10 protein-coding genes are annotated in these 12562 nt (G+C 68.7%); 1 reads left to right on the top strand and 9 read right to left on the bottom strand.

Translation table 11 applies throughout. From position 1 onward, the window contains the following. Positions 1–113: 113 nt before the first annotated feature. The 4 genes from AAFN46_RS08245 to AAFN46_RS08230 form a co-directional block, all read right to left on the bottom strand. Complete coding sequence (locus AAFN46_RS08245; protein ID WP_347808198.1) at positions 114–554, bottom strand: CBS domain-containing protein; 441 nt, start codon at positions 552–554, stop codon at positions 114–116. 99 nt (positions 555–653) lie between these two features. After that, entirely contained in the window at positions 654–2078 is a 1425-nt protein-coding gene (gene creC / locus AAFN46_RS08240) for a two-component system sensor histidine kinase CreC (RefSeq protein WP_347808197.1), read from the bottom strand. Then, a complete protein-coding gene (gene creB / locus AAFN46_RS08235; protein WP_347808196.1) occupies positions 2078–2758 on the bottom strand; it encodes a two-component system response regulator CreB in 681 nt (226 codons plus the stop codon). Before creB ends, creC begins: the two co-directional genes overlap by 1 nt. A 71-nt stretch (positions 2759–2829) precedes the next feature. After that, on the bottom strand, positions 2830–4077 hold the full coding sequence (locus AAFN46_RS08230; protein ID WP_347808195.1) for an HD-GYP domain-containing protein: 1248 nt from the start codon (positions 4075–4077) through the stop codon (positions 2830–2832). A 151-nt stretch (positions 4078–4228) separates the two neighbouring features. On the opposite strand from AAFN46_RS08230, the gene AAFN46_RS08225 reads away from it, so the two are divergent. Further along, positions 4229–5116 carry an acyltransferase gene (locus tag AAFN46_RS08225; protein ID WP_347808194.1) on the top strand — a complete coding sequence of 296 codons (888 nt, stop codon included), beginning with the start codon at positions 4229–4231 and terminating at the stop codon, positions 5114–5116. Between the two features lie 4 nt (positions 5117–5120). On the opposite strand, the gene AAFN46_RS08220 is transcribed toward AAFN46_RS08225, so the two are convergent. The 5 genes from AAFN46_RS08220 to AAFN46_RS08200 all read right to left on the bottom strand — a co-directional run bounded on the left by AAFN46_RS08220 (position 5121) and on the right by AAFN46_RS08200 (position 12465). Continuing rightward, entirely contained in the window at positions 5121–6050 is a 930-nt protein-coding gene (locus tag AAFN46_RS08220) for an NAD-dependent epimerase/dehydratase family protein (RefSeq protein ID WP_347808193.1), read from the bottom strand. Between the two features lie 7 nt (positions 6051–6057). After that, a complete protein-coding gene (locus AAFN46_RS08215) occupies positions 6058–6942 on the bottom strand; it encodes a sugar nucleotide-binding protein (protein WP_347808192.1) in 885 nt (294 codons plus the stop codon). Between the two features lie 104 nt (positions 6943–7046). After that, the gene (locus AAFN46_RS08210) at positions 7047–9050 is read right to left on the bottom strand and encodes a neutral/alkaline ceramidase (RefSeq protein WP_347808191.1); all 2004 of its coding nucleotides are present in this window, start codon (positions 9048–9050) and stop codon (positions 7047–7049) included. Between the two features lie 236 nt (positions 9051–9286). Beyond that, a complete protein-coding gene (locus AAFN46_RS08205) occupies positions 9287–10651 on the bottom strand; it encodes a DUF1329 domain-containing protein (RefSeq protein ID WP_347808190.1) in 1365 nt (454 codons plus the stop codon). A gap of 14 nt (positions 10652–10665) precedes the next feature. Next, positions 10666–12465, bottom strand: coding sequence for a DUF1302 family protein (locus AAFN46_RS08200; protein WP_347808189.1), 1800 nt, complete (start codon positions 12463–12465; stop codon positions 10666–10668). Positions 12466–12562 lie beyond the last annotated feature (97 nt).

The raw sequence follows: 12562 nt of genomic DNA, 5'->3' as shown, positions 1-12562 counted from the left end.
AGCAACCGGGTAGGCTGGGTAGAGCACAGCGAAACCCAGCGACGAATCACGCTGGGTTTCGGCGCACGGCGCCTCTACGCCAGCCTACGCGCGGTTCACGCAGAGCGATGTAACTAGCCCACCTCGCCGCGAATATATTGCTCCAGCTGCTGGATCAGGCTGGCCTGGTCGTCGATGGTCTGCTTGACCAGGTCGCCGATCGACAGCATGCCGATCAGCTCGCCCTCGGCCAGCACCGGCAGGTGGCGCAGGCGGCGGTCGGTCATCAGTTGCAGGCAGTGCTGCACGCTGTCGCGCGGGCCGACGGTGATCACCTCGGCGGTCATGATGTCGCTGACCTTGGCATCGAAGGCGGCGCGCTCCAGTTCGGCCAGCTTGCGCACGTAGTCGCGCTCGCTGACGATGCCCACCAGCCGCCCGCCGGCCATCACCAGCAGGGCGCCGATGCGCTTCTCCGCCAGCTGCTTGACCGCATCGAGCACCGAGGCGTCCGGGGCGATGCTGTGGACATAGGCGCTGGTCTTGCTTCTGAGCAGTTCGGCAACGGTCTTCATCGTTGTGGTGTCTCCCCCTTGTCTGGACCTTTCACAGTTGTAGCAGAGCCCGACGACCATGGGTCGCTGCGCAACAATGTGTTGCAAGCCGCGCGCCGTTCAGGCGCGCGGCAGCACCAGGCGTGCCTGGACCCCGCCGGCGACATTGCCGACCTGCAGCTCGCCGCCGTGCAGCAGCACCACCTCGCGCACGAAGTTGAGCCCCAGGCCGGTGCTCTTGCGTCCGCTGGCGGGGCGCGGCAGCGAATAGAAGCGCTCGGTCAGGCGCGCCAGGGCATAGTCGGGGATCGCCTCGCCCTGGTTGAACAGGGTCAGCTCCAGGCGCTCGCCGCTGGCCTGCGCGGCGAAGCGCAGCAGGCCGCCGGGCGGCACGAAGTCGAGGGCGTTGTCCAGCAGATTGGCCAGCGCCTGGCGCAACAGGAAACGCTCGCCGAGCGCACACAGCCCCGGCGGGATGGCGTTCTCCACGCGCAGGCCGGCGGCCTCGACACGCGCCGCCTGGGCGGCCAGCAGCTCCTCGGCCAGGCCGTGCAGCTCGACCGCCACGCGCTCCTCCAGGCCCTGGCGCTGCTCGACCTGGGCCAGATTGAGCAGGCGCTCGATCAATTGCTGCAGACGCGCGCCCTCACCGGCGATATTGGCGACGAAACGCCGGCGCTGCTCGGCCGGCAGCTCGCCCTCGAGCAGCTCGGCGGCGCCGCGGATGGCCGCCAGCGGGCTCTTCAGCTCGTGGGTCAGGGTATGCACGTAACGCTCGACGTAGGCCTTGCCCTCCAGCTCGGTGCGCATTTTTTGCACCGCTTCGGCCAGCTGGTTCAGCTCGCCGCCGCGCAGGGCCGGCAGCTCGGCGCGTTGGCCCTGGCTGACCGCCTGGGCATAGCGGGTGAGCTTGCGCAGCGAGCCGCTGAGCCACCAGGACAGCAGCCCGCCGATCAACAGGCCGAGGCCGATCAGGCCGGCGCCGAGCCAGGCCAGGCGGCGCTGCGAGCGCTCGACATAGGGCTGCAGCGACTTGTTCGGCTTGGCCACCGAGACCACGCCGATGATGCGCTGGCCATCGGTGATCGGCGCCGCCACGTACATCACCGAGCTGTCCTCGTCGGCCGGGTCCTCGCGGGTCGAGCGGGCGCCGTACTGGCCGCGCAGGGTCAGGTAGACGTCGTTCCAGCGCGAGTAGTCCTGGCCGACGGCCAGCCCGCTGGAATCGAGCAGGACGATGCCAGCGGCGTCGGTGACATAGATGCGGTGGTTCACCGCCTGCTTGCTCACGCCCCAGATGCGCGCCTGCGGCCGGCGCTCGCCATAGGACTCCAGCAGGCGCGGCCAGGCGCCCTGCTGCAGGCGGCCGGCGCGCAGGTCGTCGCGCAGGATCTCGGCCAGCAGGTTGGCGGTGTCGACCAGGGTCTCCTCGGTGCTCTGCCGCACCCCGGGGCGGATCTCGTCCATCACCGTGCTCAGCACGAACCAGCCGGCCAGGCCGACGAACAGGAAGTAGACCAGGAAGATGCGCACGCCGAGCGGCATCACTCCTCCCTCAGGCTGTAGCCCAGGCCGCGGTGGGTCTGGATCGGCTCGGCGGCCGGCGCCACCTGGCGCAGCTTGGCGCGCAGGCTCTTGATGTGGCTGTCGATGTTGCGCTCGTAGCCGGCATCGCTGGCCACGCCGAGGGCATCGAGCAGCTGCTCGCGGGAGAACACCCGCTCGGGCTGGCCGAGCAGGGTCTGCAGCAGGCGGAACTCGTGGCGGGTCAGGGACAACGCCTGGCCGTGGTAGTCGATGCGCGCCCGTGCGAGGTCGAGGCGGAACGGCCCGCCGTCGCTCGCCGGCGGCGCCTCGCCGCGCGGCAGCAGGCGCTTGAGAATGGCCTTGACCCTTGCCGCCACCTCGCGCGGGCTGAAGGGCTTGACCACGTAGTCGTCGGCGCCGATTTCCAGGCCCACCACCCGGTCGATCTCGGCGTCGCGCGCGGTGAGGAAGAGCACCGGCACCTCGGAGAAACGGCGCAGGCGCTTGCACACCTCGAAGCCGCTGATGTCCGGCAGGCCGACGTCGAGAATCAGCAGGTCGGCCGGACTGCCGCGCTGCAACTGCAGCGCCGCCTCGCCCAGCTGCAGCCAGGTGGTGGCGAAGCCTTCGGCCTGCAGGGCGAAGACCAGGGTGTCGGCGATGGCGGCTTCGTCTTCGACGATGAGGATATGCGGCATGGCGTCCGTGCGGCGGTGGTGAGCGATGCCGGCACGGTGCCGCAGCGCCCGGCGCCCGTCAATGCCGGCCCTCAGTCGAACAGCGAACCCTCGCCCCGCTCGCGACCGGACCAGAGCTCCTCGATATTCTTGAAGCCCCAGTCCTCCACCGACTCGCGCGCGACTATCTTGTCGCGCCCGGCCAGCTTGGCCAGGTCGACCACCTCCTGCAGGATCGGCATCTTCGTACGGGTGGAGAAGAACACCTTGACCCTGGGCGTGAGCAGGGACTTCTCGTGCTGTTCCATGACCACCCCCAGGCGCCCGCTCTGCAGGCGCACCAGGGCGCCGACCGGGTAGATGCCCACCGACTTGACGAAGGCCTGGAACAGCAGGGGATCGAAGTGGCCCTTCCACTCGGCCATCTTGCGGATCGCCTCGGCCGGATCCCAGCCGCGCTTGTAGGGCCTGTCCGAAGTGATGGCGTCGTACACGTCGCACACCGCGCCCATGCGCGCGAACAGGCCGATCCGCTCGCCAGCCAGGCGATGCGGGTAACCGCTGCCGTCATACTTCTCGTGATGGTGCAGACACACATCCAGCACCAGCGCGCTGATCCGCCCGCCGCCCAGGAGCAGGCGGGCGCCGGCCTCGGGATGGCCGCGCATGGTGGCGAACTCGGCGTCGGTGAGCTTGTCCGGCTTGTTCAGGATGCTGTCGGGGATGGCCATCTTGCCGATGTCGTGCAGCAGGCCGGCCATGCCGGCCTCGCGCACCTGCTCCTCGCTCAGGCCGAGCTGGCGGGCCAGGGCGATCATCAGGGCGCAGACCGCCACCGAGTGCATGTAGGTGTATTCGTCGCTGGTCTTCAGCCGCGCCAGGCTGATCAGCGCGTTGGGATGGCGCAGCACCGAGTTGGAGATTTCCTCCACCAGCTCGGCGGCATGCTCGACCTCGACCGCCTGGCCCATGCGCGCGTCGCAGAACATCGCGACTATGGCCTGCTTGGAGCGCGTGCACAGCTTGTGCGCGCGGCGCACCTCGTCCTCCAGGCTGGCGCGGGCGACCATGGGCTGGGCTTCGACCACCGCCAGCAGCTGCGCCTCGGCCTCCGCCTCGACCTCCTCGACCGTCTGGCTGACCTGCCCGGGCGCCACGTCCTTGCCCTTGCCGACGTCGATCCAGACTTCGTGGATATTGGTGTCGAGGATGCGCTGCAGGTCGCGCTCGCTGTCCAGCAGGAAGCGCCCGCGCCAGAACGGATGGTCCATCCATGATCCGCAGAACTCGTGGATATACATGCCGAGGCAGAGCTCGGTAACGGCGATACGTTTCAGCACGATGGAGGACCGGTAGACAGATTGCTCCCGACTCCGCCCCCGCGGAGCCAGACCGAGGCACATTGCTACCAATCGAGTCTAGGCGCCCTCCGCCATTCGCGACAGCGCGGAGGATGGTTATGATCGCCCTGCTCAAAATATGGAAGTTCCCATGCGCCGACTCCTCACCGCCCTTTGCATCATCCTCCTGCTGCTGCTCAACACCCTGATCCTGATCGGCCCGCTGCTGCTGATCGCCCTGCTCAAGCTGGCCGCGCCCCATCGCCGGCTGCGCAAGCTCTGCTCGCGCGGGGTGATGTGGGTGGCCGAGACCTGGGCGGAAGTGGACAAGGCGATCTTCGCCGCCCTCACCCCCACCGTCTGGGACATCCGCGGCGGCGACGGCCTGCGCGGCGACCGCTCCTACCTGGTGGTGAGCAATCACCAGTCCTGGGTCGACATCCCCGCGCTGATCCAGGCCTTCAACCGCAAGACGCCCTACTTCAAGTTCTTCCTCAAACAGGAGCTGATCTGGGTGCCCTTCCTCGGCCTGGCCTTCTGGGCGCTCGACTACCCCTTCATGAAGCGCTACTCCAAGGCCTACCTGGCCAAGAATCCGCAGATGGCCGGCAAGGACCTGGAGATCACCAAGCGCGCCTGCGAACGCTTCAAGGACCTGCCGGTGACCGTGGTCAACTACCTGGAGGGCACCCGCTTCACGCCGGCCAAGCAGGCCCAGCAGAGCTCGCCCTACCAGCACCTGCTGCGGCCCAAGGCCGGCGGTCTGGCCTTCACCCTGGCCGCCCTGGGGGCGCAGTTCGACGCCCTGCTGGATGTCACCCTGGTCTATCCGGGCAAGCGCGCGCCCGGCTTCTGGGCGCTGATCAGCGGCCGGGTAGACAGGGTGATAGTGGATATCCAGACCCGCGAGCTGGACCCGCAGCTGTGGGCCGGCGACTACGAGAACGATGCCGAGTTTCGCCAGTACCTGCAGGCCTGGGTCAGCCAGCTGTGGCAGGACAAGGACGCGCGCATCGCCGCGCTCAAGCGCCAGCTGTGAGGCCTCAGCGACCGAGCAGGCGCGCCAGCCCCTCGCGCAGCGGGGTGGCCGGCGCCAGGCGATAGCGCTGGCGCAGCAGGGCGTTGTCCGCCCGCGAGTGGCGGATATCGCCGGGGCGCGGTGCCTGGTAGCTGACCTCGGGCAGGCCGCCGAGCACCTCGCGCAGGGCCTGCAGCAGCTGGTTCAGGCTGATCGACTGGTTGTGCCCGACATTCACCGCGTCGGCCTCCACCCGCTCGGCCGTCAGCGCCTGCAGCAGCAGCGGCACCAGGTCGGCGACGTAGAAGAAGTCGCGGGTCTGCTCGCCGTCGCCGTACACACTGATCGGCTGCCCGGCCAGGGCGCGCTCGGTGAAGATGCTGATCACCCCGGAATAGGGCGAGGACGGGTCCTGACGCGGGCCGAAGATATTGAAGAAGCGGAAGATCGCAGGCGTGAGGCCGTGCTGACGACGGTAGAAATCGAGGTAGTGCTCGCTGGCCAGCTTGTCCGCGGCATAGGGCGTGAGCGGCGCCTTGGGCGTGTCTTCGGCCACCGCCACGCCCTCGCCGTTATTGCCGTAAACGGCGGCGCTCGAAGCGAATACCACCCGGCGCACGCCGGCCTCGCGCATCGCCTCGCAGACGTTCAGGGTGCCGATGAAGTTGCTCTGGTGGGTCGCCACCGGGTCGTCCACCGAGGCCTGCACCGAGGCCACCGCGGCCAGGTGGGCCACCGCCGCGCAGCCGGCCACGGCGCGGCGCACCAGGGCGGCGTCGGCCACGTCGCCTTCGAGCAGTTCGATGCGCGGATCGTGCAGCGGCAGGTTGGCGCGCTTGCCGGTGGACAGGTTGTCCAGCACGCGCACCCGGTGGCCGGCGGCCAGCAGGGCATCGCACAGGTGCGAGCCGATGAAACCGGCGCCGCCGGTGACCAGGATGGGCAGATCGCTCATGGCAGCCTCAACGGTGTCGATAGTGACGATCCAGCAGCGCGGCCAGGCCGGCGCGCCAGGCCCGCGGCTTGATGCCGAAGGTGTGCAGGATCTTCTTGCAGGCCAGCACCGCGTGCTGCGGCTCGTCGCTGGCATCGCTGCGGGCGGCGTGGGCCTGGGCGCCGACCTCCTGCACCGCCAGCGGATGCAGGGCGCGTGCCTCGGCCAGCACCGCCTGGCCCAGGGCCAGGGGCGTGGTGGCCTCGTGGCCGCCGTAATGGTAGATGCCCCACAGCGGGCTCTGGCAGTCGAGCTGCTTGAGCACGGCCAGAATCACCCGCGCGGCGTCGTCCACCGGGGTCGGGTTGCCGCGCCGGTCGTCGGCCATCAGCAGCTCCTGGCCACGTTCGGCGCGGCGCAGGAAGCGCCCCAGCTGGCCCTCGGGGCTCTCGTCCAGCAGCCAGCCGAAGCGCAGCAGCACATGCCGTGGGCAGGCGGCGCGCACGCTCTGCTCGATGCGCAGCAGGGCCTGGCCGCGCAGGCCGAGCGGCACCGGCTCGTCCTTCTCGCTGTAGGCGGTGGCGCGCGAACCGTCGAACACCCGGTAGCTGGAGGGTTGCAGGAGGAGAATCTGGTGATGCTGGCAGAGCTCGGCGAGGCGCTCCACGGCGCGCTCCTGGCGCGCGAAACGGGCCTCGTCGAAGCCTTCGGCCTGGAACCAGTCGAAGTAGTAGGCCAGGTTGATCACCGCGTCCGGGCGGGTCTCGTCGAGCAGCTGGGTCAGGCTCGCGGCGTCCCAGCCGGCTTCCGGCGGGCGCGGGGCGAGGAAGCCGATATCCTCCTCGGCCCCCTGGCGCACCAGCGCCTGCCCCAGGGCACTGCCCCCACCCAGCAACAAAAGCCGCATTCGCATGATTCAGAACAAGACCCGACTGATCCGAGGAAGGCCCCGCCTGGCGGCGGGGCGAAAAACGGCATTTTGCGGGTTTCGCGGCGCTGCGTCACTACCGCGACGGCTCAGGGCACGACGACGAAGCCCCGGCTGGCGCCGGAGAAGGCCGTGATCCGGCCGGTGACCGGGGCCTTGCTGTCGCCATGGTGGACCAGGCGGTACTCGCCCGCCGGCGTGCCCGCGGGGATGGTCCAGCGCAGGGTGGCCTGCGAGGTGCCCCAGAAGCCGTCCTTGCGCAGCCAGCGGTACTGGGTGCTCCAGTCATTGTCGGTGGCCACCGTTTGCCAGGCGCCGTTCACCTTGCGCTGCACCTCGAGGAAGCTGCTCCCGATGCGCAGGTTGTTGCGCGGGTGGCCGGTCCAGAACACCGCCTGGGCCGTCTCGCCGACGCGGTACTGGGCCTTGGCGTCGCTGACCAGCTGACCGAAGCGCTTGCCCAGCGGAGGATTGTCGTAGACCACCCCGGGGACGAAGTTGTGCTGGTCGTGGCGCAGGTCACGCGGCTGCAGGGTGCTGATCACCGCCTGGCGGTCGCGCAGGGCCACGGCTAGGTCGTGGAACACCTGCTGGTAGGCGGCCAGGGTCCAGCGCCCGAAATGGGTGGAGCCGCCCTCGTAGTGCTGCTTGTCGTACTCCTCGGCGGTGGTGACGTAGCCCGAGTAGGCGTTGGACAGCCCGGCCAGCACCAGCAGCTGGTCGTTGCCGAGCACGCCGCGCACCGTCTCGCGCAGGCGCCGCCCGGCCATCACGGTGAACTCGCCGGGCACCGCCAGCAGGGCGAACTGGCCGATGCGCAGGACCGACGCCGGCAGCACCTCGGGGCTCCAGGGATAGGGCTTGAACGCGCTCTGCTGGAGGATGATCGGCTTGGGCGCCTGGCAGGCGATATCCGCCGCGGTGGGCGGGGTGATGGCCTGGGTGATCAGGTTGAGCAGCGGATTGGTCTCCAGCGTGCCCTCGTCGACGTCGTCCAGCCCGCGGCCGTCCTCGGTGCCGGCGGCGAAGGCATAGCCCAGCGCGGCGTTGCAGGTCTTGCGCTCCTGGCCCTGGCCGAACTGCGGGCGCACGCGGATCTTCGAGTAGTCGTTGTACTGGTGGCGGAAGTCGACGCCGCCGGTCAGCTGCACGCTGGCGCCCTGGTACAGCTGCAGGGCCTTGTCGAACTGGCGGTCGCCGATGATCTCGGTATTGCGCCACATGTCGCCGGTGGGCCCGGTGCCGTCCAGATTCAGGTTCGGCGTGGTGTCGGCGTGGTTGCTCTGGGCGAAGGAGGCGACGAAGTCCGGGTTGCCCTGGGCCCTGGCCAGCTCCTCGAAACGCCACTCGGCGCGGCCCTTGTTGTCGCTGGTGAGCAGGGTGTTGCTCTTGTTCATCGACACCGGGTGCACGGCGAACCAGCTGATCATGCCGACATCGCGCGCGCCCTGGCGCAGGCGCAGCACCAGCATCTCCGGATCGATGGAGCTGCCGTAGCGGGCGCGCTCCTCGGCCGGGTTGTTGTCGTAGGCCGGTTGCGAGCGATTGATGCTGGCGTTGTGCAGCTCGCCGCGGTTGACCAGCACATGGCCGGGGCGCAGGTTGGCGTGGGCCTCGGCGATGGCCGCGACTATTCCATTGACCTGAGCCTCGAAGTTCTCCTTGATGAAACCGAAGATGGTCAGGTTGTACAGCGCGTAGTGCGACTGGCCGCCGGCCGCGCCGTGGGTGTGGGTGGCGCTGAGCACCACGTTGCTCTCGTTGTAGCGCTCGCCGAAGCGCTGGCGCAGGCGCTCGATCACCGCCTGGTTGACCGACTGGAACAGCGCGCCGGCATCGACGTTGACGAACACCACGGCGGGCCCGCCGTTGTTCTCCGCGACTATGTAGGCGCGGGCGTACTGGCGGTTGTGGATGCCGCTGCTCTTCTGCGCGGGGTCGGCGTAGCCCATCATGCCGATCTCGGCGGCGGCGCCGGTGACGTCGTGCTTGCCGACGCCGACCAGGTAGTTGTCGCTGTAGGCCTGGACGGCCAGGGACAGGACGCTGCCCAGACAAGCGAGCAGCAGTGAGGCGATTCTCCTTGTTTTCATTATTCAGCACCTCGAGCCGGAGGCTCTTGCAAGAACTGCAATCGGTGGCTTGAACTCAGCCGGTGGTTTCTCGGTCGGTGCGGACCGGCGGCCAGGCCGAAGGCCCACACCCCAAGGCGGAAAAACATCGAATGCCCTCTCTCGTTCACGGGAGAGGGTTAGGGGCATCTGACCGTCCCTCTCCCCTACGCGGGCCGCCCCAGCCCCTCTCCCACGAGTGGGAGAGGGGGGAATAGTTACTGGGTGCCCTTGCGGCGCAGGCTGGCCGGGGTGAAGTAGCTCTGCGGCGGCGGCGTCAGGTGGAACTGGCGCGGCGCCTTCTCGTTGTTGCGCAGGCCGATCACCGTGTAGCTGCGCGCGATCAGGTCGTGGTAGACGATGTTCACCGGGGTGATGGTGGGCACCTCGTAGGCGTTCTTGCTGAACGCCAGGTTGACGTGCCACAGCTCGCCGCGGGCGTCATGGTTCTCCACCATCAGGGCGTACCAGCTGTCCTCGTCCAGGTAGAAGCGCCGCTTGCCGTGCACGTGGCGCTGGCCCGGGCGCAGGGTGGCCTCGACCACCCACACGCGGTGCATCTCCCAGCGAGTCAGGTCGCTGTTCAGGTGGCCCGGCTTGATCAGCTCGTCGAGCGCGCGCCCCGGCTGCTCCATCGCGTAGTTGTGGTAGGGCACCAGCAGGCTCTGCTTGCCGAGCAGCTTCCAGTCGTAGCGGTCGGTGGCGCCGTTGTACATGTCGGTGTCGTCGGCGTAGATGCCGTCGATCGGCGTGTCGTAGGCCAGCGTCGGCGCGCGCCGCACGCGGCGCTGGCCGGGGTTGTAGATCCAGGCCGAGCGCGGCTCGGCGACCTGATCGATGGGCTCGTGCACCAGCAGCGCGCGACCGGCGTCGCGCGAGGGCGGCAGCAGCTCGCTGGCGAAGTAGTAGAGCTGGTTGTCCAGGCTGCCGGCGCCCTTCTGCGGATGGTAGTAGTTGGACAGCATCTGGATGCGCTCGCGCAGGATCGAATAGCTGCCGCTGGTGGTGACCTGGGCGGTCACCGCCACCTCGTCCTGGTAGCGCCCCTGCCAGCGGGCGATGTGGTTCCAGATCGCCTCGCGGCCATCCGCCGGAATCGGGAACGGCACCCCGGCATAGGCATCGCTCAAACCGTTGCCGCCAGCGGCCAGGCTGGCCTGCTCGGCGTTGCGCCGGGTGTTGGCGTAGATCTCCTGCGGCGCGGCGAAGCTGCGATGGCTGGGATAGACCGGCAGCCTGAAGCTCTGCGGGTAGGTCTTGAGCAGGGCCTTGACCCCCGGGCTGAGACTGGCCTCGTCGGCGGCCATGTTGTGGGCATCGACGACCCGCAGCGGTCGCTCGCCGGCGAAGGGGTCGGCATGGAAGCTGCCCGGCCCGCCATAGCCGGCCGGCGCCTGGCCGAGGCCGCCGCTCCACTCGGGAATACCTTTGCCCGCATCGCCCTGGCGCTCGGCGCCGAAGGGAGTGAGCGTGCTGCCGAGCTGCGCCGCCTGCTCGGCGCCGACCTTGGCCTGGGCCGCCAGTGGCAGCAGCAGGGCGAGTGGGAGCAGGACGCTGCTGGCCCGCAAAGCTGTTGTGGTCATGGTGGTTCCTGCCATCAGAAGGAGTAGGAGAGATTGAGGGCGACGTGGTCGCGGTCGATCAGTGCGTTGTCCTTGCGCGCGCCCCAGAACGCCGTGTAGGCCAGCTTGCCGGCCAGGCGCTGGCCGTACTTGCCGCCCAGCTCGAGGGTGGCGGACTTGCGCCCCTGGACGAAGTTCTCGTTGAGCGAGGGCGAGGTGCCGGAGACGTCCTGGCGCAAGGTGATGGCCGGCAGCAGGTCGAAGTTCGGCCGCACGTCCTGCACCAGCCCGGAGAGGTTGAGGGTGTAGCCCCAGGCGAAGGAGTCCAGGTACTCATAGTTGACCGAGTCCAGCAGGCTGCCCGGCACGTGGTTGAAGGCCGCCTCGCCCAGCAGCATGAGGTCGTCCAGGCCGAGCACCGGGCCGAAGCTGTGGATGGCCGAGAGCGAGCCGGTGTAGAGCTCGTGGCGCTTGTACAGGTCGATGCTGCGCCGCGGGTCGTTGGCCGAGCCGTCGCCGAACTCGCCCAGGTCGATGCTGCCGCCGCTGGCCCCGCCCGCGCCCAGGGCGCCCTCGCCCAGCGCCTCCAGCTCGTAGATCATCGAGGGCTCCAGCGGCGCGTTGGGCCGGTAAGTCAGCTCGCCGGCCACGCTGGTGTCGCCGACGGTGCCCGACACGCTGAGGCCGAACAGGCGGATGTCCTCGGGGTAGATGAAGTCGTAGTAGGTGCTGTCGAGCAGGGCCAGGCCGTCCACCAGCGGCACCGAGGCCGGGTCGAGCAGCTTGGCCATACCGCACAGATCGGCGAAGCGCCCGCCGCTGCCGGCGCTGCAGGCCATGGACTGGCCCTTCTGGATGCGCAGGAAGGGCACCTTGCTGTGGTAGTTGAGGTAGTAGAGGCTGAACTCGGTGTTGTTCCACTCCTCCATCAGGTAGCGCAAGGCGACGCCGAACTGGCCGTCGTCGCGGGCATCGTGCTCGCGGCCGTAGCGCGCGCCGGCGACCACGCCGTTCTCGCCATTGAGCCCGGGCACCAGCTCGGCCAGGGCGCCAAGCTCGCCGCGCAGGTCCACCAGCACGCCGTTGCTGCCCTTGCCGAAGTAGTCCTGGTTGTTGAGGAAGGCCCCGGTGGGAATCAGCTCGTGGCCCTTCCACTCCAGGCCGTAGAAGGCCTCCAGGCTCAACGCGTCGCTCAGGCCGAGCTGGCCGGAGATCATGTTGGTCGGCAGCAGCGCGTCCTTGAGGCTGGCATTGGGTAGCACCACGCGGCCGATATCGACCGGGTTCACCACGTTGAGGCCGTCCGAGTAGTAGATGCCCTCGCCCCAGTTGATCACCTGGCGACCGAATCGCAGGCTGTAGGGCATCTCGCCAAGGTAGCGGTTGGTATAGAGGTAGGCGTCGAGCAGGCGCGCGCGGTGGCCGGCGCGATTCTCCAGGTCCGAGGGGTAGCGCTCGTCGCTGTCGGTGTTGTGGGTGGCGAAGGCGTCCCCGCTGGGATCGTTATCCATGAGCTGGGCGTCGTACCAGGCGGTGCCGCGCACGAACAGGCCGTCCTGCGCGGTGCGCACATGCAGCTCCGAGGTCAGCTTGAACTCGTGGGAAACGAAGCCGCGGTCGTAGTACTCGCTGCCGTCGTTGTTGTTGGCGAAGACGTTCTGCCCATCGCGGTAGATGCGCTCCGGCGAGCCGGTGCGGTACACCGTGGTGTACTCGGCGACGCTCTCCAGGGAAGTCGTAAGATCGGGCCCGGTGTCGATCTGCAAGGCCTGCAGCTGCGCGCCCCACAGCCCGAACCCCATTGCCAATGCCATCTTGCTTTTGTTGTATGACATATGCCCCTCCTGAGTCCCGTTGAAATTAACGGCAACGACAGGGCCGGCATGGGGCCAAAACGGACAAAAAAGACGGCTCAAGAGGCCCGTCACATTT

Origin of the sequence: Pseudomonas sp. CAU 1711 (genome assembly GCF_039888625.1) — a bacterium.
Classification (GTDB): Bacteria; Pseudomonadota; Gammaproteobacteria; order Pseudomonadales; family Pseudomonadaceae; genus Aquipseudomonas.
Note: the sequence above shows the minus strand (reverse complement) of the source record. Positions and strands in the feature narration are given on the sequence as shown.